We start from the raw sequence: 24,506 nt of genomic DNA on the forward strand, positions 1-24,506 counted from the left end.
GCTCGCTGCTGACGCACATGCGGGTCGCTCCCGCTGTGCTCATCCAGCGCCTGGCTGCGCCAGAAACTGTCGATGACCTCGCCTCCATCGGATATCTGGCGCTGTGAAGGAGACGAGGAGTACCGGTAGAAGACCGTGCAATGTCCGGCGCCAGCGCCGAAGCCACGGTCGGTGATCAAACCAGTGCGATGACCTTTTTCAAAACCTTCTTGAATGCCGAGATCTCGCCCTCGCTGCAACCGGCAAATACCCTGTCCTGTTGGGCCTCTGCTATCTGCCAGAGGACTTCTGCCTGTTCAGCCCCCATTGCCGTCAACGAATAACGCCCGTCTTGATCATTCACAAAGCCGCGGCGTTTGAGATTGTTCAGGGCCTCATCGATCTCGCGCACCGGCATACCGACGAGCGCCTGCAATGCTTCTATCCCGGGGCAAGCGTCGTACTCCAGCACCATCAGCATGCGTGCTTCGCTGGTGCGCAGACCGGTCGCCAGTTGCCGGGGCTGGTAGTCGCTCTGATAACTGCGCACGGCCTGCGTCATGAGGTAATAGAGATTTTCGCCAAGCCGTCCTTGAAACACCGTGCTCACAACCCCTTCGTTTTTCTTGATCGCGCGGGGGTGGGGCAGCACCGAGGAATAAGCACCCTGGTGATACAGCAGCGGCGCGCGGCCAAAGTCATCGAACGCGACGACTCTGCCGAGCAAAATCCAATGGTCGCCGCCATCGATTTGCTGATAAAGCTCGCATTCGAAACGGGCAGCACAATCGGCAAACAGCGGTGCGCCGCCAGCGCCCTCCTCTACCTCGATGCCAGTGAATTTGTCATCACTGGGCCGCGCAAAATGGTTGGATAGATCGATCTGGTCAGCGGCCAGGATGTTCACCGCAAAATGGCTGGAGGCGTTGAACACCTCGTAGCTGGCCGAGCGTTTGTCGATACTCCAGAGAATCAGTGCCGGATCCAGTGATACGGAGTTGAAACTGTTCGCAGTCACGCCGACACGCTTGCCATTGGCGGCAGCGGTCATGATGGTCACGCCGGTAGCGAAGTTACCCAGGGCACGGCGAAAGGCACGCGGATCGAAGCCCGCTTCTTCTTGTTCGTTCATGACGTTATGTTCCTAAGCGCCGGGCAGGCACCGGCGCATCGATTGGTAATGGGTGAAACGCGTAAGGGTGATGTGGCTCAGACCATACTCGGGTCGGGGTCGAGCCCCATCAGTTCGCGCCCAAGGATCTGCGCACAAACGTCGTAGTCGGTGTAGGCGTGAGCACCGGTCATATGGGAATCGCGGAACAGCCGCTGCATCTCGTTATGGTCGAACCAGCTGGTGCCGCCTGCCGCCTCGAACAGGCGATCCACGGCCTGGATGCACATTTTCACGGCATAGGCCTGATTGGTGCGCCAGAAGGCCAGCGTGCGACTATCGGGATACTGGTGTCGCTCGCCGTATTCGGCATGCTCCTGCCAGGTTTTTTCGAGAAAGGCACGGGTGGCGCCTACCTGATGAGTGGATTCGGCAAGGCGCATCAGTGCTGGGGTCGCTGCACCGACATGAGCGCCGGTGTAGGCACGTACCCGATTCCTGGTCTTTTCCGCATAGACCACCAGCATCCGCTCGGCGATGCCCAGGCTGATCGCTGCAAAACCGCTGGCAAAATAGGGGCGATAAGGCGCGTAGAAGATCTTGCTGTCGGGATACAGACCGTAGCCTGCCGAGCGTCCCTCCATCATGTCCTTGGCGGCTTCGATCCGATGCTCGGGAATGAATACATCCTTGAGGATCAGCGTCTTGGTGCCGCTGGCCTTCATACCGGCCACGAACCAGTCATCACGAATCTCGTAATCGCTACGCGGGACGACGCCGAAACAATAAGCCGGAGGCTCCCCTTCTGCCATCGGACGGCGGAAGCCTACGATGGCCCATTCGGCGTGATCGCAACCGCTGCTCCAACCCAGCTCGCCATTGAGGATGATGCCGCCCTCGACATTCTGGGCTTTGCCGAACGGAGCAATGCTGCTGCTAGCCGTGGCGTCGCGATTGTGCCCCCACACGTCTTCCTGCAGCTGCTTGGAAAACATTGCCATCTGATGACTGTGAGTGCAGAGCAGGCTGAACGCCCAGGCGGTACCTGCGCAGGCGCCCGCCAGTGCTGCGACGCAGTCGGCAAATTCCGGCAGGGAGATCTCCAGGCCTCCGTAGGCTTGGGGCTGAAAGGCCCGGTGCATGCCGATCCCCTTAAGCATGGCGATGTTCTCTGGCGGCACCATCCGTTCCTTTTCGGCCTGGGCAGCATTGGCGGCGATTGTCGGAAGTATTTCCTGCAGAGCATCAAGAAGCGGATTCGGCTTTTTCATCGTGGGGCCCTTTCTTGTTAGGAGTTCGTTCACTTCGCTCATGATCAAATGAAGATGACGCGAAGCAGCGCACCGTAGCGGCTTTACGAAAAGGATTATGCGCAGCCTCCGCAACGACAAAAATGGACATTACAAAGTCTCTATTGCACTTTTCATGGTCCATCCAGCGGCCCGATACAAGGGATCACATGCCCGCCCGAATAATTGTTAATAACGTAATGAAAAGCTATCATCACGCCCCTTTCTCGGCCCTGGAACCACGCCTGTATGCGTCACTGGCCCGACTCCCTGCGCGCCCTACGCCACCGCAACTTCCGCCTGTATTTCATCGGTCACGCCATTTCCACGCTCGGTACCTGGGTGCAGCAGGTGGCGCTGTCCTGGCTGATCTACCGACTGACCGATTCGGTGGCCCTACTTGGCCTGACCACCTTTGCCGCCTTGCTGCCGCAACTACTGGCTGGCCCTTTTGCCGGCGCGTGGATCGACCGACACGACAAGCGGCGCCTGCTGATTCTGGTAGAAGGTGCATTGGCGATGCAGGCGCTGGCATTGGCCTTGTTAACCGCCAGTCAGATGATCAGCCCGGCACTGATCGTGGTTATGGCCGCCCTGCTCGGCTTACTCAACGCGGTCGATACACCGCTGCGCCAGTCGCTGCTCAGCCAGTTCGTCGATGATCGAGAGGACCTGCCCAACGCCCTGGCGCTCAACGCCATGCTGTTCACCTTGTCGCGATTCATCGGTCCGCCACTGGCCGGGCTTCTGCTTGGCTTCGTCAGTGAAGCGGTTTGCTTCGCGCTCAACGCGGTGTCCTACCTGGCACTTATGGTTGGCCTGACCTGTATTCGGCTGGCCCCCTCACCTCGTGCTAGCGGTTCGTTTCGCAACATTTTTGGCGAGGGACTGGGTTACGTGCGCAGCAATTCACGAGTGCAGCGCTTGATGCTCAGCGTGCTGGCGGTGAACCTGACCGCCTCGAGCTATGTGGTGCTGTTGCCGGTTTTCGCCAAGGACATCTTTGCCGGAGATGCCACCACCCTCGGCTGGTTGTGGGGAGCGGCGGGCCTCGGCTCGCTGGGCTCGAGCGTTCTGTTGGCAGGCAGGCGTACGACCACGGCGTTGCCAGGCCTGATTCTGATATCGATTGCCGTCAGTGCCCTGGCCATGATGATGTTGGCCGTCAGCACCCAGTTGTGGCTGGCACAGGCCGCCATGCTACTGCTGGGCTTCGGCATCACCGTGAGCAACGTCGGCACCAACATCATCTTGCAGAGCAGTGCTCCTGAGGCGCTGCGCGGACGAATCGTCGCGCTGTACACCTCGACTCGCTTCGGCTTCGACGCCATTGGCGGGCTGTTGGCCGGCCTGCTGGCCACCCGCTTCGGCGCACCCTGGGTGCTGATCGGTGCGGGCTGCCTGCTGCTGTCGTACTGGACCTGGGCCAGTTGGCAGCATCGCCGTGTGCAGCACGGCTGATCAGAATGCAGACCTTCTAGGCTGGGCGAAGCTGGCTCAAACGGTAGGCCAGCATCACCCCCATCCCCGAAAGACCGACCACCAGCGCCATTGGCCAGGGTGTACCGTCGTACAGTGCGCCGACCAGGGCGCTGCACAGGGTGCCGATGGCGAACTGCGACGCCACCGCCAGGCCGGCCGCCGCCCCCGCCTGACGCGGGAAGAGCGCCATCAGACAGGCCAGACAATTGGCGCCGAGCATCCCCGTGACACTGACGTACACCAACAGGCACAGCACCAACGCCGTCAGTGTTCCCCTACCGCCAGCCGTGACAGCCAGCAGCGCCAATCCGGAGAGCAGCGCAACTGCTGCGCCAAGGCACACCATGCGTTGCGCCCCAAGCCGCCCGACCATCCGCGCATTGATAAAACTCATGATCATGATGCCGGCGATGTTGAGCGCGAACAGCCAGGCATAGTGCTGCGCAGAAACGCCGAAGTACTGGATATAGACGAAAGGTGAAGCGGTGATGAACGCGAACATGCCGCCAAAAGCCAGGCCCATGCACAGAATGTAACCGAGAGCCTGGGGCTGCCGGGCAATCTCGCCGTAGGCGCGGAAGGCATTGAGCACCGATGTTCCGCGAGCAGCCAGCGGATGCGTCTCGGGTATGCGCCAGAGCACCAGCACCAGACACACGCCGGCAAACACCAGCAGGAAGATGAATACCGCTCGCCAGCCCTCCAACAGGATCAGATAGCTGCCGAGTATCGGCGCCAGCAGCGTGGCGATCATGGTTACCTGCTGCATCAGCGATAGCACGCGTGCCGCATCGTTGAGCGGAAAGAGGTCACGCACGATGACGCGCCCCAATACCGAAGCCGCCGCACCTCCGAATGCCTGCAATACCCGCCAGAGCAGCAGTTGCTCGACACTGGCTGCCAACGCGCAGCCCAGACTGGCGAAGATGTACAGCACGATGCCTCCCAGAAGCAAACGGCGTCGGCCGTAGCAATCGGACAGCGGGCCATAGAACAGCATGCCCATGCTGAACCCGGCCAGGAACAGGCTGATGCTGAGCTGCACGCGACCTTCACTCGCCTCAAGACTGCTGGCGATCAATGGCAGGCTGGGCAGATACATGTCGATCGACAAGGGACCAAAGGCTACTAGAGCGGCCAGCAGAACGATCAGGCGCCGCGGTTTATCGACGAACGACATATTGGCTCCGCAAAAAATGAAAGGCCGCCCGCAGGCGGCCAGGAAATGGCGTGCAGATCAGAGAGACAGCAGCCAGAGACTGAGGCCGGGAAAGGCCACCAGCAGCACGATGCGCAGCAGATCCGAGCACAAAAAAGGAATCACGCCACGCGCGGTTTCCATCAGCGGCACGTTGCCTGCGGTGCGCTGGACGATCAGCAAGTTCATGCCCATCGGTGGCGTGATCAGACCGATTTCCACCACCATCAGGGCAAGAATCCCGAACCAGATCGACTTGTCCACCTGACTCATGCCGAAGAAGTCCAGGCCCATGATCACCGGATAGAAGATCGGGATGGTCAGCAGGATCATTGCCAACGAGTCCATCACCATGCCCAGCACCAGGTACAACAGCAAAATGGCGATGAGCACCAGCATTGGCTGCAGGCCGCTGTCCAGCACCCAGGCCGCCAGTTCCGCCGGCATCTGCGTCAGGGCTAGGCCGGAATTGAGCAGGTCGGCCCCCAGTAGCACCAGAAAGATCATCGCCGTGGTCTCGGCTGTCCCCAGCAAGCTCGCGCGAACCCCTGCCCAGCGCATACCACCCTGGAAGATGGCGAGCAGACCACAGGCGGCAGCACCGATGGAGGCTGCTTCGGTAGGATTCGACCAGCCGCCATAGATACCGACGATCACCACGATGAATACGCCGATCACAGGCACTACGCTGGCGAAGGCCTTTAGCCGTTCGGTCGGACTGGCCTTGGCCTGTTCATGCTCATGGTGCCCTTCGCGTGCCACCATGATGCGCAGTACCAGCATGTAACCGACTACCGCAATCAAGCCAGGAACCACCGCGGCAACGAACAGGCTGGCGATCGATTCCTGAGTCAGCACGGCATAGATGATCAACGGCACCGAAGGCGGAATGAGGATGCCCAGGGTACCGCCAGCCGCCACGGTGGCCGTGGCCAGGCGTCCGGAATAGTTGTAACGACGCAGCTCGGGCAGTGCGACATGGCTCATGGTGGCCGAGGTCGCCAGCGAAGAACCACAAATCGCACCGAAACCCGCACAGGCGCCAATCGCGGACATGCCCATGCCGCCACGCCAATGACCGATGAACGCCGCCGCGCAGCGGAAAATGGCCCGCGACAGCCCGCCATGAGTAGCGAACTGGCCCATCAGCACGAATAGTGGAATCACCGCCAGGTCGTAGTTGGACAGGCGCGAGTAGACAAGATTGTTGAGCGTGAACAGCAATGCCGAGAGGTCGCCATCATTGACCGCCCAGAAGCAGGCGGCGCCGCCGACCAGCATGGTGATGCCGATGTGTACGCGCAGCACCAGCAAGGTCAGGGTGATGGCCAGCGCGATCAGGCCGAGACTCAGACCGCTCATGGACGACCTCCGTGGCGATGATACAGTTCGAACACACGCGCCAGGGCACACAGAGCCAGGAGCAGCAGGCTGGGCACTATAAACAGCAGCGGGATCCACAGCGGAACCGACAGCAGCGTGGAAACATCGCCATATTCGAGGCTGTCGAGCATCTGCAGGCCCGTGCGCCAGGCCAGTACCAACGCCACGAGCAGACAGGCGAGATGGGCGAAGGTGTCCAGCAGACGCCGTAATGAGCTGGAAATGCGCAAAGTGAAAGCATCCACCTTGATATGCGCACCACGCAGTTCGCATAGCGGCAGGAACGCGGCAATGGCGATGGCGGAACCGATTTCCATCAGTTCGATATCACCCCGAATGGGGGCTGACAACAGCTTGCGGCCGACGATGGAAACCAGCGACATGCCAATGAGCAATAGCAGCAGCATGCCACCGGCCAGGGCAAAGCCCTGGGCCGGATAGTACAGGGCACGGTACAGACGACCGTGACCTGCGGGCGAACTGCTGTCGAAAGACAACGACTCGTTCATGATCAGGATTACCGCTTACCAGCAGCCAGATTGCGCACGCCGTCGACCAGCGCCTTACCGTCCAGGTTCTTGCCGTCGGCCTCGCTGATCCACTGCTCGATGGCGCTGGCCGAGGCGCGTTGCATCTCGGCATAGGCAGCGTCTTCGATGCGCACCAGGCCGGCCTCAGGCGTGGCCGCCTCGGCCGCCGCAGTTGCCTTGTCCCACGCCTCGCCGAAACGCTCGGACAACGCCTTGCCACTGTTACGCTCGATGACCTGTTGCAGATCGGCCGGCAGGCTGTCGAACTTGCGCTGGTTCATCAGCATGGTCAGCACGGTGTAGCCGAAGGCTGGCTGACCTTCTGGAGTGACACTATGGAACTGGGTGACTTCATCCAGTTTCGTCGCCGGCACCACCTCCCAGGCCGCCAGCGCACCGTCGACTACGCCCTTGGAAATGGCCTCGGTCATCTGCGCTGGCGGCATGCTCACCGGCGTCGCCCCCAGGCTTTCGATGGTTTTCGCAGCGGTACGGCTGGATGCGCGCAACTTCAGCCCGTTGAGATCGGCCAGCGCACTTACCTGCTTGCCCCGCGTGTGCAGGCTCATGCCGCCGTCGCCATGCACCACCAGCACCTTGTAGCCCTTGAAGTCGTCCTTGGCGTGCTGCTCGTAGTAATCCCAGATGATGGCGTTACCGGCCTTGCCGCCATAGGGCAGGACGAAGGGCAGCTCAAGCGCCTCGACTCGCGGGAACTTGCCGGCGGAATAGGCCGGAGCGGTCCAGACGATGTCTGCCACGCCATTGCGCGCCATGTCCGCCAGCTTCGCCGGGGTACCGCCCAATTGCATCGATGGGTAGATCTGACACTGGATGCGGCCTGCGGACTCCTCGCTCAGTTGCGCACACCAGGGCTCGATGATGTTGGCCTGAGCATTGGAAGTCGACGGAAGGAAGTGAGCGATCTTCAGGGTAATGGTCTGTGCCTGGGCACAGGTGGCAGCAGTGCTCAGTGCCACGCACAGCATGGCAGAGTTGAGGAATTTCATGCGGTAGCTCCGTTTTGTTGTTGTAACCATGCACCGGTGGCAGCGCGCAGGTCTGGGTGAAGCAGCTTTACGTTAATAAGCTAATTAATTTATGGACAATGTCAATCTCCGGCATCGCCTAGCGGCCGCTGACGATGACCAATCCTGGCCAATAATCAGGATAATTCCTTTTAGAATCAGAAAATTAACTTCAAAAAGCGCCTTTATGCCGCAACTTCAATTCACGACCAAGAACCTTCAAGCGTTGTTAACATGTTAATACAATGCTAGGTTCTGCCCGCCTACCCTGTTCCGTAGCCGTAGAGCAGAGGGCATCAACATGGTCTCAGAGATAACAACAATGACTCGAAAAGCACCTTCACTGGCACGCCTCTCGTGCCTACTCGCCGGTTCGTGGATAGCCAGCGGCAGCGCCTTCGCCGCCCTGCTGGACGACAGCAAGGCCAGTCTCGAACTGCGCAACATGTACCTCAACCGCGACTACCGTGAGCCAGGCACCGCCACCTCCTACGGTGAAGTCTGGGCCCAGGGCTTCATCGCCCGCCTGGAATCCGGCTACACCGAGGGAACGGTCGGTTTGGGGGTGGATATGGTCGGCCTGCTCGGCGTGCGCCTGGATTCAGGCAAGGGCCGTGTCAACGGTGCCAGTGGTGGCGGCGGCATCGGCATGCTCCCGCTGGAACGCGATGGCAGCCCGGTGGATGACTACAGCGAGCTGGGGGTTACCGCCAAGGCCCGAATCTCCAGGAGCACCCTGCACCTGGGCACCCTGCAGCCCACACTGCCAATCGTGCAGTACAACAACACCCGCCTGCTGCCAGGCACCTATAGCGGTGGCCTGATCACCTCGCAGGAGATAGAGGGCCTGACACTGCATGCCGGTCGCCTCAACCAGTACAACCTGCGCGATCAAAGCCACCGCCAGGGCTTTCCCGGCGACATCGACAATTTCGATCTGCTCGGCGGTAGCTACACCATCACCCCACAACTGACCGCCAGCTACTACTACGGGCGCTACGACAACACCTACAAACAGCACTTCACCGGCCTGGTGCACACTTTACCGCTGGGCGAGGGCCTCAGCCTGCGCAGCGACCTGCGTTACTTCCGAACCGACTACGATGCCAGCGGGGTCGGCAGCAATCATTTCCTCAACGGCATGTTCACCCTGGGTGCCGGGGCCCATAAATTCGCCGCCGGGTTCCAGCGCATGTCCGGCGATTCGGTGCTCGGCCTGATCCCCGGCGCCGACCCGTACAGCACCAATCTGTCCACTTACTGGACCTTCAATCGGCAGAACGAGGACGCCTGGCAACTGCGCTACGACTATGACTTCGCCGGCCTGGGCATTCCCGGCCTGGCGTTCATGACTCGCTACATCAGCGGCTACAACATCGAAAGCGCGGCGGGTAAGGATGGCACGGAGTGGGAGCGCAACAGCGACCTGGTTTACACCTTTCAGGACAGCAGTCTCAAAGGCCTGCGCGTGCACCTGCGTAACGTGACCTATCGCGCCGGCCAGGTTACAGGCCCCGGCGCCGTGGACATCGACGAGAACCGGGTGATACTCAGCTACACCCTATCCCTGCTGTAGCACGCAAGCAGCCCGGCTGGTCACGCAGCCAAGCCGGGCCCCTCACACTACTGAACGGCAGCCTGCGCCCGGTACTCACGCGGCGACATGCCGAACTGACGGCGAAAGGCACGGCTGAAGTGCGCAGCGTCAACGAAGCCCCATTTGAATGCCACCTGCGTGATCGGCTCGGCGGCACTGGCGCCGGCCGCCAGCTCTTCGGCCGAGCGCTGCAAACGACAGCGCTGAATGACCCGACAGACACTCTGGCCTTCAGCTTCGAACAGGCGATACAGGCGCCGTACCGATACGCCGAGACGTTCGGCCAGCCTTACCGGGCCGAAGTCGCAGTCCTGCAGCGAACTGTCGATCAACTGCAGCGCCAACGCGTAAAGCCCCGAAGGCTCGCATAGCACGCTGGCCGGAGGCATGCCTTGCTCGCCCAGCTCGAAGGCCGGCGCCATCAAGGCAATCAGCGCACCTTGCAACGCCCGGCCCTCGCCGGGCAACGCGCAGAAGCGAAGATCGTCATCCTGAATTGGCTGGATCAGCGCGGTCAGCAGGCGGCAGGCATTGCTCGTGCCCGACAACTTACCGAACAGCGAACGCCCTGCCACACGCCGACGCACCTCGTCCCGGGCCAAATGAATGGAGATATTGTCGATCAGTCCCTTCGGCTCGATCTCGAAGGGCAAGGCAGAGTCGATCAGAGCCAGGTCCCCTGGCGCCAGCTCCAGGCTTCGCTCGCCCTGACGGACGATCTGCCGGCCGGAGCGCTGCAGGACCAGGAAACAGTGACGATCATCATTGACGTACGAGGAACGCGGATGACGCCTCAGCAAGCCGGCATTCGTGCGGATCCTGGCGATCTCCAGGCCATCGAGCTCCTGCTTGCCGACGTCACCGATGAACAGTGAATGCTGTCTGGAAGGCTGCACATCGAAATCGCCGCAGACGTCACGCATGCAAGCGCGCCAACCTTCGACGGCGCTCGCCGTTGTGGTATTCGACGACATGGGGTCTCCACCGCTCTCTAACTGCCCATGTAATTAACATGTTATCCAAATGCTCGCAATTAACCTCTGTGGCACAAAATTTCAGATCCGCGCCCAATAGAACAGGGCCTTCAGTGATGGCCAATCATGAGCGAAAGCGACTCGATGGCAAAACGCCAGGCATTTCATGGTCCACGAGTCGCGGTTGCTCGACTGATTAAAGCCTCGGTGAAGATATCCACGGCGTTTCAATCAGCGGCTGAGGAACACCTGCCTTACTCGGGCCCGCTTCATCTCGCCCAAGCCAGCCAGCGCCATGATGAAGCTTAAAACCCAATGCCATTGCATGACCGGATCGAACAGCAACCAACCCAGCGCATGCAGGAATACCATTAAGATCAGTACGGGGCTGACGTAGCGCACCATGAGCAGCCACAACGCATAGCCTCCGGGCGCTAGGCCGAGTTCGTCGCGCATGATCTCACTGCGCAGCACGTAGCCAGCAAGTATCGCCATGAAGATCCCTCCCAGCGGCATCATCCAGCGCGAGGTGAGGTAGTCCAGCCAGTCGAAAAAGTTCTTGCCCAAAGGCGTCCAGTCCGACATTAGGTTGAATGACAACATGGCCAGCAGACTGATGACTAACAGTACCGATCCGGATGCGACGGCGCCCTTGAAACGGCTGATGCCATGCTTCTCGTTGAGATAGGCAACGGTCGCCTCAATCATGCCAATCGCCGAGGTCAGAGCAGCAATCGACACCATGGCGAAAAACAGCACTCCGAACGCCGTACCGAACGGCATCTGCTGGAAAGCCAGTGGCAAGCTTATGAAGATCAGACCCGGTCCTGCGCTCGGATTCATACCGTTGGCGAAGATGATCGGGAAAATCGCCAAACCGGCCAGCAGCGCCACACAGGTATCGCAAATGGCGACCAGGAAAGCGGTGCGGGCGATGGACTGGCCGTCGGGAATGTACGAGCCATAGGTCAGGATGGCGCCCGAAGCCAGGCTGAGGGTGAAGAAGGCGTGTCCCAATGCAGCCAGCAGCGCCTCGCCGGTGATCTTCGAAGCGTCGAAGTGGAACAGGAAATCAAAGCCAGCGCGGAAACTGCCGCTGGAAAGGGCGTAACCGACCAGCGCTAGAAGCATCACCGCCAGTCCTGGCATCATCCAGCGAACTGAACGCTCGACGCCTTGCTGTACGCCCTTGGCCACGATCCACAGCGTCAACAGCGCGACCAGCACGCTCCAGCCGCCGAGCTGCCAGGGATCGGCGTTGTGTGCTTCGAACACTCCGCCGAGCGCTTCGACACTGGTGGCAGCCAGCGAGCCATCGAGCATTTTCCATGTATAGGCGAAGGCCCAACCGGCCACCACCACGTAGAAACTCAGGATCAGAAAGCCGCACAGCATGCCCATGCCGCCCACTACTTTCCACAAAGGGTTGCCGCCGTTCTCGCGCACTACGCGACCGATGGCGTCGATGGGGCTGCCACGGCCACGGCGGCCGAGGGCGATCTCGGTCATCATCACCGGAATACCGATGGCCAGGATGCATGCCAGGTACATCAGCACGAAGGCGCCACCGCCGTACTCGCCGGTGATGTAAGGGAATTTCCAGATATTGCCCAGGCCCACGGCCGAGCCGGTTGCAGCGAGGATGAAGCCCCAGCGCGAGCGCCAGAGGTTCTTCGGTTTTTCACGAGTCATGCGTCACCTATTGTTTTTTTCATTGACGATCAAAGCCGCCGCACGCGAGTGCGGCGCCGCAAGCAGGTAAAGAACGGATAAGGGGCAGCTTCAGAAGCGAAGCTGCCCATCACTCATATGCATACGTCGCCCGGGAGGGGACGCTGAATTGACCGAAGGTCAGGACAGAAGACTGTCGGACGCGGCGCGCTGGATCTGCTCCCAGAGCGCGGCCACATGCTGGCGTTCGGTTGGCAACGCACCGATGGAGATGCGCACCATCCAGCGCCCGTCGAGCGTGGCCGGAGTGACGTAGGCGAGACCGGAGCGATTGAGCGCATCGGCCCAGCGTTGCGTGTGCAGGTCCAGGGCTTCGCCACTCAGGCCAGCCGGTTGATGGCGGATGCACAGCGTCTGCAGGTTGACTGGCGCGAGGACAGCCCAATCGTCATGCGGGCGAATCTGCTCGGCCAGCCACTGAGCATTGTCCAGATCCCGACGCAGACGCTGCTGGAGCCCCTCGATGCCTTCACTGCGCAGAAGGAACCAGAGCTTGAGAGCACGGAACCTGCGCCCCAGAGGGATACCCCAGTCGCGCAGATTCTTGACTTCATCGTCGACACTGGAGCGTAGGTAGCTTGGGTTGGTGCTCATCACCCGGATGAGGTGCTGCGGATCGCGGACGAAGTACAACGAACAATCGAACGCCACTCCCAGCCACTTGTGCGCGTTGACTACGATGGAGTCGGCCCGCTCGATGCCCTCCCACATCCAGCGGCATTCGGGCAGGATCATCGCGGAGCCGGCCATGGCCGAGTCGACGTGCAGCCAGATGCCATGTTCGCTGGTGATCTGGCCGATGGCGTCGATAGGATCAACCGCCGTGGTAGTGGTGGTGCCTGTGGTCGCCACCACAGCACAGGGCGTAAGACCGTCGGCTATGTCGCGGGCGATGGCCGCGGCCAGTGCCTCGGGGCGCATGGCATAACTGGCATCGGTTTCGATGTAGCGAATGTTGTCCTTGCCGAAACCGGCCAGCAATGCAGCCTTGTCCACCGAACTGTGCGCATGGGCGGAGGTGTAGATCATCAGCGGCCGCTGTTGCGCCTGCAACCCACCTTTGACCAGCGCATAGTTCGAAGCCTTTTCGCGTGCACAGATCAGCGCCACCAGCGTGCTTGTCGAGGCCGTGTCTTGAATCACGCCGCTGAAGGCATCGGACAAACCGACCATTTGCCGCACCCAATCGACGCTGGTTTCCTCCAGTTCGGTCAGGGCCGGGCTCGATTGCCATGACAGGCCAAGCACGCCAAGGCCGGTGCTCAGGTAATCACCCAGCACCGAGGCCAGACTCCCGTTGGAGGGGAAGTAACCGAAGAAGCCCGGATGCTGCCAATGGGACAGACCCGGCATGATCAGGCGGTCGAGATCGCTCAGCACCGTCTCGAAGGGCTCGGCTTGCTGCGGGGCGGAAATCGGCAGAGCATCTCTTAGCTCTCCGGGCCTGACCTGGGCCATCACCGGCAGTTCGGCCACACCGCTGCGGTAGTCAGCGATGCGGTCGATCAGCTGGTGGCCATACTTGCGAAACTCTTCTGGGGTCATGCGTGCTCTCCTGGTCCTGGTTCACGTACGCCGAACGTTGCGCCCGGTCGATACGCTGGAGTCTATCGAGGCACTGCCCATGCAAGAACGGTCACACCCGCATAGCTGCTATGGCGTCTGCGCATACTTCTGGACACACCCGTGCTCACCATCGCTCGCATAGCAATGGATACCGAACTGTGACTCCTGCCAAAGCTCGTAGACCAGATTGCGAAACCACCGGTGTGCCGGGGCATGCTGGGTACGACGATGCCAGAGCACCCAATAGCGGTGTCTGTGCTCGATAAAGGGCAGCGGGCTCCACGTCACCGGATACTGCGTGGCCAGCCTTACGGCTATATGCTCGGGCAAGGTGACCAGCATGCGGCTGTCGCTGATCACCTGCATCGCCGCGGCATAGAAAGGCACCTGCAGACGAATCTCCCGGCGGCGGCCGGTTTGTTTCAGATACTTGTCGACGAAACTGTCCTTGTCGCCGCCACCGGAAATGCACACATGCGCGCAGCTCAGAAATTGCGCCTCACTCAGCGGCATACCGCTCAGCGGATGATCTCTGCCCATCACGCAGACCGGGCGATCTTCCCCGAGCATTCGGCCATGCAGTTCGGCCGGCGCATCATCGAGCATGGTGGTCACCAGATCGAGTTCGCCACCAGCCAACAGATCGAAGCGCGTGGGCTGCCAGGTCAGGTACTCGATCGAGACCTTGGGCGCCACCGTCTGCAGGCGCTTGATCAGAATGGGCAGCATGTGTTCGGCGATATAGTCCGACGCCGCCAGCCTGAAGGTCCGTGTGCAGTCCTCGGGCGCGAAGCGCTCCGGATCGCTCAAGGCTTCGAGGTCGACGATGACCTGCTTGAGCGGCGCGATCAGCGCTTCGGCACGAGCCGTCAAAACGTAGGTCCGTCCCTGCCGGACCAGCAGCGGATCGCCAAAGGCCTCTCGCAGATGAGCCAAGTGGCGACTGAGCACGGACTGACTGCTATCGAGGCGCAGCGCCGCATGGCTGAGGTTCCGCAGTTCCAGCAAAGTATCGAGAGTACGCAGCAGCGACAGGCTGAGCGTTGAAAACTGAGCGTTCATGGATTGGCCTGCCTCATCGATATGCAGCGCTGCAGCTCATCCCGCACCGCTCCGCTCCAAAAGGGCTTCATGCCCGTGCAGCCAACATTCATGGCCGTCCACTTCCCTCACCTCGGCTCATGCGGTATTCGCCCGGTGTAAGCCTTGCATTGCGCGTGAAGAAGCGACTGAAGTAGGCAGGGTCCTTGAAGCCCAGCTGATAGCAGATCTCGTTGACTGAACTGCTGGTGAACAGCAGCAGGCGCTTGGCTTCCTGCATGAGCCGGTCGAATACGAGACGCTTGGACGGCAGATCGGCGATACGCCGGCAGACATCGTTGAGCCGCGCCTCGGTCACCCCCAGCTGCGCGGCGTAGCGCTCCAGCGACCAGTGCGCCTGGTAGTGCGCTTCGATCAGGGCATTGAAGCGCTGGAAGATCTGCAGGTCCTCGCTACGCGCCGGCTGCGCCTGGATCGACCGGGCAGACAGGCGTAACAGGCTGATGAAGATCAACCGGGTCAGCGCCACCAGGCTCAGCCTGCGGCCAGGCCGGTCATCGGTGAACTCGCTGCGCAGTTCGTCGAACAACAGGTTCAGGCGCCTAACCTCACCGGCATAGTGCTCATCCAGCTCGCCGATGGCCACGCACATGGGGGCGATTTGCGGCCCATGGGCCAACCCCTGATGGCCTTCCAGCAGAGGCCAGACCAGCTCCTGACGCACCGTGAGCACGTGCCCGTCGCTGTCGGCGTCGGTCACGAACGCGTGAGGAAAGGTCGGTGGCGTCAGGAAGAACATCGGTCCCTGCTGATGATAGCGCTGGTCATCCAGGTACACGCGCACGACCCCGCTGTTGACGTAATGCACCTGGAAGAAACGGTCGTGCCGGTGCACCGGCATATTGCGCCCAAAGAAGTCGGCGAGCTTACCCAGCGCATCGTAATGCACCTCGGCATCCGCATAGCGCTGGTCGTAGACCTGGCCGATGTCGATGTTGGGAATGGGCGATTGGGTCGCCATCTTCGATCAGGGTTTGATCTGCTTGAGCTCGTTGAGCAAGCCCAGCAACTGCTGAAGCTTCTCGGCGCCGAACTGCTCGAGGATACGCTGGTAGTTGCGCTCCATGTCGTCGCTCATCGACACGAAACACTGCTGCCCCCGCTCGGTCAGGCCAACGAAGACGCGACGCTGATCGTGCGGTGATTTCCAGCGACGCACCACACCATCGCGCTCCATGCGCGCCAGCACACCGGTCATGCTCGGCTTGAGAATGCAGGCCTGGCTGGCCAACTGGTGAATCTCCATTTCACCGAACTGGCGCAGGATCCGAATGATCCTCCACTGCTGTTCGGTCAAACCCTGCTGGTTGAGCGAGGGACGAAAAAATCCCATGGCCGCTTCGCGAGCCTGCAACAGGGTCAGAGTCAATGAGGGACGGGGATCGGCCATGGACGGGTTAACTCTTCGGTGACGATGAAATAGATAGGAATTTAAACAATTTCTCGCTGACAGACGCAAACGCCGCGTAGAGGACGCCTGCGCTCTGGCAATCCCGAACAAGCATGCTGGCAGTCCCAGACAATAAATGTCGGACGAAGAACCGTTTAATGAGCGCAGGTTTGAGACGCGGTAGAGACCATGACTTGACCATCGTTAACATATTAATTATAACATTAGCATGTTAACTATCAGCTGGTGACCATGCCCCTCCGGCACCACCAGCCTCTATGAACTGGGACTCCCGCCCGATCCAGGAGTGAAGCATGCCCCACGCCGCTAGCGAAGTAGCCACTGGCACCCTGTTCGGCATTGCGCTGAACTACAAAGGCCTACTGGAAAGCCGTCTGGCCGAATTCAACGAGCCGCCTTACCAAAAACCTCCGGTCAAACCGGTGCTGTTCATCAAGACACCCAACACCCGCAACGGCGACGGCCAGGCAGTGGTCGCACCTGCCGGCGAACGCCTGCAGCCCGGTCCGGCGCTGGGTGTGGTGATCGGCAAGACCGCCAGCCGAGTGGCTGAGCAGGATGCCCTGACCCATGTCGCCGGCTATGTGATCGTCAACGATTTCAGCCTGCCGGAAGAGAGCTACTACCGCCCCGCGGTCAAGGCCAAATGTCGCGACGGTTTCTGCGCCCTGAGCGACGAAGTGGTCGAGCTGAACGACCCGCACGATCTGACCTTGAAGCTGTGGGTCAATGGCGAGGTTCGTCAGGAAAACACCACGGCCAATTTCGTACGCAGCATCCCGCGCCTGATCGCGGAGCTCAGCGAGTTCATGACCCTGCATGAAGGCGATGTGCTGATCACCGGCACGCCGGAAGGCCGCGTCGACGTGCAGCCGGGCGATGAAGTGATCGTCGAAATCAGCGGTCTTGGCCGCCTGACCAACCACATCGTGGCGGAATAAGGAGAGCAGCATGAAACACGCCCGTATTCGCTACGAAAACCAGATTCACGCCGTTACCGTCGAGGCGGACAACGCCGTACGCCTGGCCGATGGTCGCCTGCTCGCTGAAGCCGACGTCGAGTGGCTGCCGCCTGCCGAAGGCAGCATGTTCGCCCTCGGCCTGAACTACGCCGACCACGCAGCCGAACTGGCCTTCAAGGCGCCAACCGAACCCTTGGCCTTCATCAAGTCGCCCGGCACCTACACCGGTCACAACCAGGTGACCTGGCGCCCGGACAACGTCAAGTACATGCACTACGAGTGCGAACTGGTGGCAGTGATCGGCAAGCCGGCAAAGAACGTCAAGCGCGAAGACGCCCTGCAGTACCTGGCCGGCTACACCGTCTGCAACGACTACGCCATCCGCGACTACCTGGAAAACTACTACCGCCCCAACCTGCGGGTGAAGAACCGCGACTGCACCACGCCGGTCGGTCCGTGGATGGTCGACGCCGCCGACGTGGCTGATCCGTCGAAGCTCAAGCTGCGCACCTGGATCAACGGCGAGTTGAAGCAGGAAGGCACCACCGCGGACATGATCTTCGACATTCCCTACCTGATCGAATACTTCTCCAGCTTCATGACCCTGCAGCCGGGCGACATGATCGCCACCGGCACGCCGGAAGGCCTGGCCGATGTAGTGCCGGGCGATGAAGTGGTGGTGGAAGTGGAAGGTGTTGGCCGCCTGGTCAACCGCATCGTCAGCGAATTCGAATTCTTCGCCGCACGCGGCAAGTGAAAAAACACGAGGCAAACAAGATGATCAAGCACTGGATCAACGGCAAGGAAGTCGAGAGCAAAGAGACTTTCACCAACTACAACCCGGCCACCACCGAAACCATCGGCGAAGTCGCCAGCGGTGGCGCCGAGGAAATCAACCTGGCCGTGGCCGCGGCAAAGGAAGCCTTCCCCAAGTGGGCCAACACGCCGGCCAAGGAACGCGCCAAGCTGATGCGCAAGCTGGGTGAACTGATCGACCAGAACGTGCCGAAGCTGGCCGAACTGGAAACCCTCGACACCGGCCTGCCAATCCACCAGACCAAGAACGTGCTGATTCCGCGCGCCTCGCACAACTTCGACTTCTTCGCCGAAGTGTGCACGCGCATGGACGGTCACAGCTACCCGGTCGACGACCAGATGCTCAACTACACCCTGTACCAACCGGTAGGCGTGTGTGGCCTGGTATCGCCGTGGAACGTGCCGTTCATGACCGCCACCTGGAAGACCGCCCCCTGCCTGGCACTGGGCAACACCGCAGTACTGAAGATGAGCGAGCTGTCGCCGCTGACCGCCAACGAGCTGGGCCGCCTGGCACTGGAGGCCGGCATTCCGCCGGGCGTACTGAATGTGGTTCAAGGTTATGGCGCGACCGCAGGTGACGCTCTGGTACGTCACCCGGACGTGCGTGCGATCTCCTTCACCGGCGGCACCGCCACCGGACGCAAGATCATGCAGACCGCCGGGCTGAAGAAGTACTCCATGGAGCTGGGCGGCAAGAGTCCGGTGTTGATCTTCGACGACGCCGATCTGGACCGCGCGCTCGACGCTGCGCTGTTCACCATCTTCTCGCTCAATGGCGAACGCTGCACTGCAGGCAGCCGGATCTTCATTCAGGAAACCGTCTACGACCAGTTCGTCGCTGAATTCGCCGCACGCGCCAAGCGCCTGATCGTCGGTGACCCGACCGATCCGAAGACCCAGGTCGGCTCGATGATCACCCAGGCGCACTACGACAAGGTTACCGGCTACATCAAGATCGGTATCGAGGAAGGCGCCAATCTGGTCGCTGGCGGCCTGGAGCGCCCGGCGAACCTGCCGGCGCATCTGGCCAAGGGTCAGTTCATCCAGCCGACCGTGTTCGCCGATGTCGACAACCGCATGCGCATCGCTCAGGAAGAAATCTTTGGCCCGGTGGCCTGCCTGATCAAGTTCAAGGATGAAGCCGAAGCGCTGAAACTCGCCAACGACACCGAGTACGGCCTGGCCTCGTACATCTGGACCCAGGACATCGGCAAGGCCCACCGTCTGGCTCGCGGCATCGAAGCCGGCATGGTGTTCATCAACAGCCAGAACGTGCGCGACCTGCGCCAGCCGTTCGGCGGGGTCAAGGGCTCGGGTACCGGCCGCGAAGGCGGGGAGTACAGCTTCGAGGTGTTCGCCGAGATCAAGAACGTGTGCATCTCCATGGGCAGCCACCACATTCCGCGCTGGGGCGTCTGAAAAGCCGTTCGCGCCGTCCCGCCGTTGCCTTAGCCGCAACGGCCTGCACGGGCGGACAATGAGCTGGAGCTCCCCCTCCGCCCAGCCGGAGGGGGATACTAGAAGCGGAACACGATTTTTGCCGGACGTGCGAACAACCACAATCAAGCACGAAAGCGCCGTCAGACCGGCCTTTCCAGCAGGAGAATAACCATGGGCAAACTCGCTCTGGCTGCCAAAATCACCCACGTCCCCTCGATGTACATTTCCGAGTTCCCCGGTCCGCGCCAGGGTTTTCGCAAAGCGGCCATCGACGGTCATATCGAGATCAGCAAGCGCTGCCGTGAGCTGGGCGTGGACACCATCGTGGTGTTCGATACCCACTGGCTGGTGAACGCCGGCTATCACATCAACTGCGGACCGCATTTCAAGGGCCGCTACACCAGCAACGAACTGCCGCACTTCATCAGCAACATGGAGTACGAGTTTCCGGGCAACCCCGAGCTGGGCAAGATTCTCGCCGAGGAATGCAACCGGATGGGCGTAGAAACCCTCGCCCACGACGCCACGACTCTGGCACCTGAATACGGCACCCTGGTACCGATGCGTTACATGAACCAGGACCAGCACTTCAAGGTGATCTCGGTTTCCTCGCTGTGCACCTCGCACTACCTCAACGACAGCGCGCGTCTGGGTTGGGCCATGCGCAAGGCCGTTGAAGATCACTACGACGGTACCGTTGCCTTCCTCGCCAGCGGTTCGCTCTCGCACCGTTTCGCGCAAAACGGCCAGGCGCCGGAATTTGCCACCAAGATCTGGAGCCCGTTCCTGGAAACCCTGGATGAGCGCGTGATCAAGATGTGGCAGGACGGCGAGTGGGAAGCCTTCTGCGCCATGCTTCCCGAATACGCGGCCAAGGGTCATGGCGAAGGCTTCATGCACGATACCGCCAAACTACTGGGCGCGCTGGGCTGGTCGAACTACGACGGCAAGGTCGAAGTGCTGACCCCCTACTTCGCCGCCTCCGGCACCGGACAGATCAATGCAGTATTCCCGGTAACGCCACAGGACGGCTCGGCCATTCCGGCCCCGAGTGCCTCGAACCCGGCAGGCGTGCCCTCCACCAGCCGGCTCTAAACCCATGGCCGCCACAGTTTCTGTGGCGGCCATCAGCGAACACAGGATTCCAGTCATGCCCCATCTGGTGCTGCTCTATACCCCCGATCTGCAAGATCAGGCCGACATGCCCGGCCTGTGCCGCGCGCTGGCTGACACCATGCTCGAGCAGCGTGACGAAAGCGGCAAAGCGGTGTTTCCCACTGGCGGCACCCGGGTACTGGCTTATCCGGCTGCCTACAGCGCCGTAGCCGACGGCCAGGGTGATTACGGCTTCCTCTACGCCAACCTGCGCATGGGCGCCGGGCGCAGTGCCGCGGTACACGAGCAGGTCGGCGACAACCTGCTGAACACGTTACGCAGGTATCTGGAACCGCTGCAGCAACAGCGCCCGATCGGTCTTACGTTGCAGATCGACGAAAGCCCTGGCCAGGTCTACGACGGCAAGCACAGCACCCTGCACCCCCTTTTCAATAAATAACGCGGGCACGCATCGCCCCGCGTCATCCGCCTGGCGTGACTGCCTGCCGCATCGCGCCCCACTGTTCAAGAGAGATCCGCCATGCTCGATTCGACCCTTATCCAGCAGGCTGCCGCCCGCCTCGACGCCGCCGAGCGCTCGCGCCAGCAGGTCCGCCAGTTCTCCCTGGATTACCCGGAGATCACCATTGAGGACGCCTACGCCATCCAGCGTGCCTGGGTCGCGCAGAAGATCAAGGACGGCCGCAAGCTGGTCGGCCACAAGATCGGCCTGACCTCACGAGCCATGCAGGTTTCGTCGAACATCACCGAGCCGGACTACGGCGCCCTGCTCGACGACATGCTGTTCGAAGAAGGCAGCGACATTCCCTTCGAACGCTTCATCGTGCCGCGTGTGGAAGTGGAACTGGCGTTCATCCTCGGCAAGCCGCTCAAAGGCCCGAACGTGACCATCTTCGATGTCCTGGATGCCACCGAATGGGTGATCCCGGCGCTGGAGATCATCGACGCGCGCATCCAGCAGATCGACCCGCAAACCAAGGTCACCCGCAAGGTGTTCGACACCATTTCCGACAACGCCGCCAACGGCGGTGTGGTGATGGGCGGTCGCGCCGTGCGCCCGACCGAAATCGACCTGCGCAAGGTACCGGCCGTGCTCTACCGCAACGGCGTGATCGAGGAATCCGGCGTCTCCGCCGCCGTGCTCAACCACCCGGCCAAGGGTGTGGCCTGGCTGGCCAACAAACTCGCGCCGTACGACGTCACCCTGCAACCGGGTCAGATCATCCTCGGCGGCTCCTTCACCCGCCCGGTGGCGGCCAGTCCGGGCGACACCTTCCACGTCGACTACGACATGCTCGGCAGCATCGCCTGCCGGTTCGTATAAGGCGGCAGGCTACAGGCCTCAAGCTGCAGGCAGGAGCATTCGCCTGCAGCCTGGAGCCTGCCGCCTGAAGCCAAGGAGCTTTTTATGGACATGCCCATCAATACCTTCAAACAACGCCTGCAATCGGGCCAGGCGCAGATTGGCCTGTGGCTCGGTCTGGCAGACCCGTACTGCGCCGAGCTGGCGGCCAACGCCGGCTTCGACTGGCTGTTGATCGACGGCGAACATGCCCCCAACGATCTGCGCGGCCTGCTCGGCCAATTGCAGGCAGTGGCGCCCTACGCCTCACAGCCGGTGATTCGGCCGGTGATCGGCGACACTGCCCTGATCAAGCAGATCCTCGATATCGGCGCCCAGACCCTGCTGGTGCCGATGGTGGAAAGCGCCAACCAGGCCCGCGAGCTGGTGCGCGCCATTCACTACCCGCCGAGCGGGATTCGTGGTGTCGGCAGTGCCCTGGCACGTGCTTCGCGCTGGAACAGCATTCCCGGTTACCTGGACAAGGCCGACGAACAGATGTGCCTGCTGGTGCAGATCGAAAACCTGGACGGCCTGGCCAAGCTGGATGAAATCGTGGCAGTCGACGGCGTCGACGGCGTCTTCATCGGCCCGGCGGATCTCAGTGCCTCGATGGGCCACCGTGGCAACCCCGGACATCCAGACGTGCAGGCGGCCATCGAAGACGCCATCGTCCGCATCGGCAAGGCCGGCAAGGCCGCCGGCATCCTCAGCGCCGACCAGAAGCTGGCGCGCCGCTACATCGAGCTGGGCGCCAAGTTCGTCGCCGTCGGCGTCGATACCACCGTCCTCATGCGCGGCCTGCAGACCCTGGCGGCAGCGTTCAAGGACGCACCGGCACCGTCCACCAGTGGCGGCGGCGTTTACTGAACCATCCAGCATTCCAAGAGAACGACATGAAACTCACCGATCTGAACCTGCTGCGTGAACAGGCCTATATAGATGGCCAATGGGTCGAAGCCGACAACGAAGCGCGCTTCGCCGTGACCAACCCGGCCAATGGCGAGCTGATCGCTGAAGTGGCCTCCGTCGGCCAGGTGGAAACCGCCCGCGCCATCGCCGCCGCCAAGGCCGCCCTGCCCGCCTGGCGTGAAAAAACCGCCAAGGAGCGCAGCGCCATCCTGCGCAACTGGTACAACCTGATCATGGCCAACCAGGAAGACCTGGCCCGCCTGCTCAGCTGGGAGCAAGGCAAACCGCTGGCCGAAAGCCGTGGCGAAATCGCCTATGGTGCCAGCTTCATCGAGTGGTTTGCCGAGGAAGCCAAGCGTGTCTACGGCGATGTCATCCCGCACGACAAGCAAGGCCGCCGCCTGGTGGTGATCAAGCAGGCCATCGGCGTGGTTGCAGCCATCACTCCCTGGAACTTCCCCAATGCCATGATCACCCGCAAGGTCGGCCCGGCGCTGGCCGCCGGCTGCACCGTGGTGCTCAAGCCCGCTTCGGAAACGCCGCTGTCGGCCCTGGCCCTGGCAGTGCTCGGGGAGCGCGCCGGCATTCCGGCCGGTGTGCTCAATATTGTCCCCGGCAACAACTCGCGCGCCATCGGCGGAGAGCTGACCAGCAACCCCGACGTGCAGAAGCTGTCCTTCACCGGCTCCACCGGCATCGGCAAGCTGCTGATGGCGCAGTGCGCCGAGACCATCAAGAAGGTGTCGCTGGAGCTGGGCGGCAACGCGCCGTTCATCGTCTTCGAGGACGCCGATCTGGACGCCGCCGTGCAAGGCGCTCTGGGCTCGAAGTTCCGCAACAGCGGGCAGACCTGCGTCTGCACCAACCGCCTGCTGGTGCAGAACAGCGTGTACGAGGAGTTCAGCAAGCGCCTGGTGGCTGCGGTCAATGCGCTGAAAGTCGCACCTGCCGGGGAAGAAGGCGCTCAGCAGGGACCGCTGATCAATGCCAAGGCGGTACTCAAGGTTCAGGAGCACATCGAAGATGCCGTGAGCAAGGGCGCAAAAGTACTGGCCGGGGGCAAACCGCATGCACTGGGCGGCAGTTTCTTCGAGCCGACCGTGCTCGGCGACGTCACTCCCGAGATGCTGGTCGCGCGTGACGAAACCTTCGGCCCGCTGGCACCGATCTTCCGCTTCGAGACCGAAGCGCAAGCCATCGCCATGGCCAACGACACCGAATTCGGTCTGGCTTCCTACGTCTATACCCGCGACCTGGGCCGCGCCTGGCGCGTCAGCGAGGCTCTGGAATACGGCATGGTGGGCGTCAACGAAGGGTTGATCTCCACCGAGGTGGCGCCGTTCGGTGGCATCAAGCAGTCGGGCCTGGGCCGCGAAGGCTCGCACTACGGCATCGACGACTACATCGAACAGAAATACATGTGCCTGGGCATCGCCTGATTCCCGGCGCGAACGGATGCTTGTAACCCTTGTGGCCCTTAACCGGGCCATTTTTTTTAGTCACCCGATGCCTCGGTAGTAGCGTCTTGGCTGGCA

The 24,506-nt window shown here is 61.5% G+C and carries 22 protein-coding genes; 10 read left to right on the plus strand and 12 right to left on the minus strand.

The window, feature by feature from the left end; genetic code table 11:
• Nucleotides 1-175: 175 nt before the first annotated feature.
• Both DXK50_RS24110 and DXK50_RS24115 read right to left on the minus strand, forming a co-directional pair.
• Complete coding sequence (locus DXK50_RS24110; protein ID WP_212632038.1) at nt 176-1,111, minus strand: p-hydroxyphenylacetate 3-hydroxylase reductase component; 936 nt, start codon at nt 1,109-1,111, stop codon at nt 176-178.
• Nucleotides 1,112-1,188: 77 nt separating this feature from the next.
• On the minus strand, nt 1,189-2,361 hold the full coding sequence (locus DXK50_RS24115; RefSeq protein WP_212632039.1) for a p-hydroxyphenylacetate 3-hydroxylase oxygenase component: 1,173 nt from the start codon (nt 2,359-2,361) through the stop codon (nt 1,189-1,191).
• A 267-nt stretch (nt 2,362-2,628) separates the two neighbouring features.
• Between DXK50_RS24115 and DXK50_RS24120 the strand changes: the two genes are divergently transcribed.
• A complete protein-coding gene (locus tag DXK50_RS24120) occupies nt 2,629-3,840 on the plus strand; it encodes an MFS transporter (protein WP_212632040.1) in 1,212 nt (403 codons plus the stop codon).
• A 16-nt stretch (nt 3,841-3,856) separates the two neighbouring features.
• Here DXK50_RS24120 and DXK50_RS24125 read toward each other — a convergent pair whose 3' ends face one another.
• The 4 genes from DXK50_RS24125 to DXK50_RS24140 are packed head-to-tail and all read right to left on the minus strand — an operon-like array spanning nt 3,857 to nt 7,982.
• Nucleotides 3,857-5,041 (minus strand): Bcr/CflA family multidrug efflux MFS transporter, encoded by a 1,185-nt coding sequence (locus DXK50_RS24125; RefSeq protein WP_212632041.1) that lies wholly within the window; start codon nt 5,039-5,041, stop codon nt 3,857-3,859.
• Between the two features lie 57 nt (nt 5,042-5,098).
• A complete protein-coding gene (locus tag DXK50_RS24130; protein WP_212632042.1) occupies nt 5,099-6,421 on the minus strand; it encodes a TRAP transporter large permease in 1,323 nt (440 codons plus the stop codon).
• Nucleotides 6,418-6,951: a TRAP transporter small permease gene (locus DXK50_RS24135; protein WP_161867687.1), complete on the minus strand. Its 534-nt coding sequence runs from the start codon at nt 6,949-6,951 to the stop codon at nt 6,418-6,420. Before DXK50_RS24135 ends, DXK50_RS24130 begins: the two co-directional genes overlap by 4 nt.
• A gap of 8 nt (nt 6,952-6,959) precedes the next feature.
• Complete coding sequence (locus DXK50_RS24140) at nt 6,960-7,982, minus strand: TRAP transporter substrate-binding protein (RefSeq protein WP_212632043.1); 1,023 nt, start codon at nt 7,980-7,982, stop codon at nt 6,960-6,962.
• A gap of 340 nt (nt 7,983-8,322) precedes the next feature.
• Here DXK50_RS24140 and DXK50_RS24145 point away from each other — a divergent pair, with 340 nt between their 5' ends.
• On the plus strand, nt 8,323-9,576 hold the full coding sequence (locus tag DXK50_RS24145) for an OprD family porin (RefSeq protein WP_212632044.1): 1,254 nt from the start codon (nt 8,323-8,325) through the stop codon (nt 9,574-9,576).
• A gap of 47 nt (nt 9,577-9,623) precedes the next feature.
• Here the strand turns inward: DXK50_RS24145 and feaR are convergent, their stop codons facing one another.
• The 6 genes from feaR to hpaR all read right to left on the minus strand — a co-directional run bounded on the left by feaR (nt 9,624) and on the right by hpaR (nt 16,359).
• Nucleotides 9,624-10,571, minus strand: coding sequence for a transcriptional regulator FeaR (gene feaR, locus DXK50_RS24150; protein WP_212632045.1), 948 nt, complete (start codon nt 10,569-10,571; stop codon nt 9,624-9,626).
• Nucleotides 10,572-10,802: 231 nt separating this feature from the next.
• Nucleotides 10,803-12,263 (minus strand): sodium-dependent transporter, encoded by a 1,461-nt coding sequence (locus DXK50_RS24155; RefSeq protein ID WP_212632046.1) that lies wholly within the window; start codon nt 12,261-12,263, stop codon nt 10,803-10,805.
• Between the two features lie 159 nt (nt 12,264-12,422).
• The gene (locus DXK50_RS24160; RefSeq protein WP_212632047.1) at nt 12,423-13,847 is read right to left on the minus strand and encodes a pyridoxal phosphate-dependent decarboxylase family protein; all 1,425 of its coding nucleotides are present in this window, start codon (nt 13,845-13,847) and stop codon (nt 12,423-12,425) included.
• A gap of 108 nt (nt 13,848-13,955) precedes the next feature.
• Nucleotides 13,956-14,930 (minus strand): LysR family transcriptional regulator, encoded by a 975-nt coding sequence (locus DXK50_RS24165; RefSeq protein WP_161867692.1) that lies wholly within the window; start codon nt 14,928-14,930, stop codon nt 13,956-13,958.
• 88 nt (nt 14,931-15,018) lie between these two features.
• Nucleotides 15,019-15,930 carry a 4-hydroxyphenylacetate catabolism regulatory protein HpaA gene (gene hpaA / locus DXK50_RS24170; RefSeq protein ID WP_212632048.1) on the minus strand — a complete coding sequence of 304 codons (912 nt, stop codon included), beginning with the start codon at nt 15,928-15,930 and terminating at the stop codon, nt 15,019-15,021.
• 6 nt (nt 15,931-15,936) lie between these two features.
• Nucleotides 15,937-16,359, minus strand: coding sequence for a homoprotocatechuate degradation operon regulator HpaR (hpaR, locus tag DXK50_RS24175; protein ID WP_161867694.1), 423 nt, complete (start codon nt 16,357-16,359; stop codon nt 15,937-15,939).
• 314 nt (nt 16,360-16,673) lie between these two features.
• Here hpaR and DXK50_RS24180 point away from each other — a divergent pair, with 314 nt between their 5' ends.
• From DXK50_RS24180 to DXK50_RS24215, 8 genes are all read left to right on the plus strand, one after another.
• Nucleotides 16,674-17,321, plus strand: coding sequence for a fumarylacetoacetate hydrolase family protein (locus tag DXK50_RS24180; protein WP_212632049.1), 648 nt, complete (start codon nt 16,674-16,676; stop codon nt 17,319-17,321).
• A gap of 10 nt (nt 17,322-17,331) precedes the next feature.
• Nucleotides 17,332-18,099 (plus strand): fumarylacetoacetate hydrolase family protein, encoded by a 768-nt coding sequence (locus tag DXK50_RS24185; protein ID WP_212632050.1) that lies wholly within the window; start codon nt 17,332-17,334, stop codon nt 18,097-18,099.
• 20 nt (nt 18,100-18,119) lie between these two features.
• Nucleotides 18,120-19,580 carry a 5-carboxymethyl-2-hydroxymuconate semialdehyde dehydrogenase gene (gene hpaE / locus DXK50_RS24190; RefSeq protein ID WP_212632051.1) on the plus strand — a complete coding sequence of 487 codons (1,461 nt, stop codon included), beginning with the start codon at nt 18,120-18,122 and terminating at the stop codon, nt 19,578-19,580.
• 192 nt (nt 19,581-19,772) lie between these two features.
• Complete coding sequence (gene hpaD / locus DXK50_RS24195) at nt 19,773-20,696, plus strand: 3,4-dihydroxyphenylacetate 2,3-dioxygenase (RefSeq protein ID WP_161867698.1); 924 nt, start codon at nt 19,773-19,775, stop codon at nt 20,694-20,696.
• A 55-nt stretch (nt 20,697-20,751) separates the two neighbouring features.
• Nucleotides 20,752-21,156 carry a 5-carboxymethyl-2-hydroxymuconate Delta-isomerase gene (locus DXK50_RS24200; protein ID WP_212632052.1) on the plus strand — a complete coding sequence of 135 codons (405 nt, stop codon included), beginning with the start codon at nt 20,752-20,754 and terminating at the stop codon, nt 21,154-21,156.
• A gap of 81 nt (nt 21,157-21,237) precedes the next feature.
• Nucleotides 21,238-22,041, plus strand: coding sequence for a 2-oxo-hept-4-ene-1,7-dioate hydratase (gene hpaH / locus DXK50_RS24205; protein ID WP_161867700.1), 804 nt, complete (start codon nt 21,238-21,240; stop codon nt 22,039-22,041).
• A gap of 84 nt (nt 22,042-22,125) precedes the next feature.
• Nucleotides 22,126-22,929: a 4-hydroxy-2-oxoheptanedioate aldolase gene (hpaI, locus tag DXK50_RS24210; protein ID WP_212632053.1), complete on the plus strand. Its 804-nt coding sequence runs from the start codon at nt 22,126-22,128 to the stop codon at nt 22,927-22,929.
• A gap of 26 nt (nt 22,930-22,955) precedes the next feature.
• Complete coding sequence (locus DXK50_RS24215; protein ID WP_212632054.1) at nt 22,956-24,410, plus strand: NAD-dependent succinate-semialdehyde dehydrogenase; 1,455 nt, start codon at nt 22,956-22,958, stop codon at nt 24,408-24,410.
• Nucleotides 24,411-24,506: the final 96 nt, after the last annotated feature.

Origin of the sequence: Pseudomonas sp. KB-10 (assembly GCF_018221585.1) — a bacterium.
GTDB classification, from domain to species: domain Bacteria; phylum Pseudomonadota; class Gammaproteobacteria; order Pseudomonadales; family Pseudomonadaceae; genus Aquipseudomonas; species Aquipseudomonas yangonensis.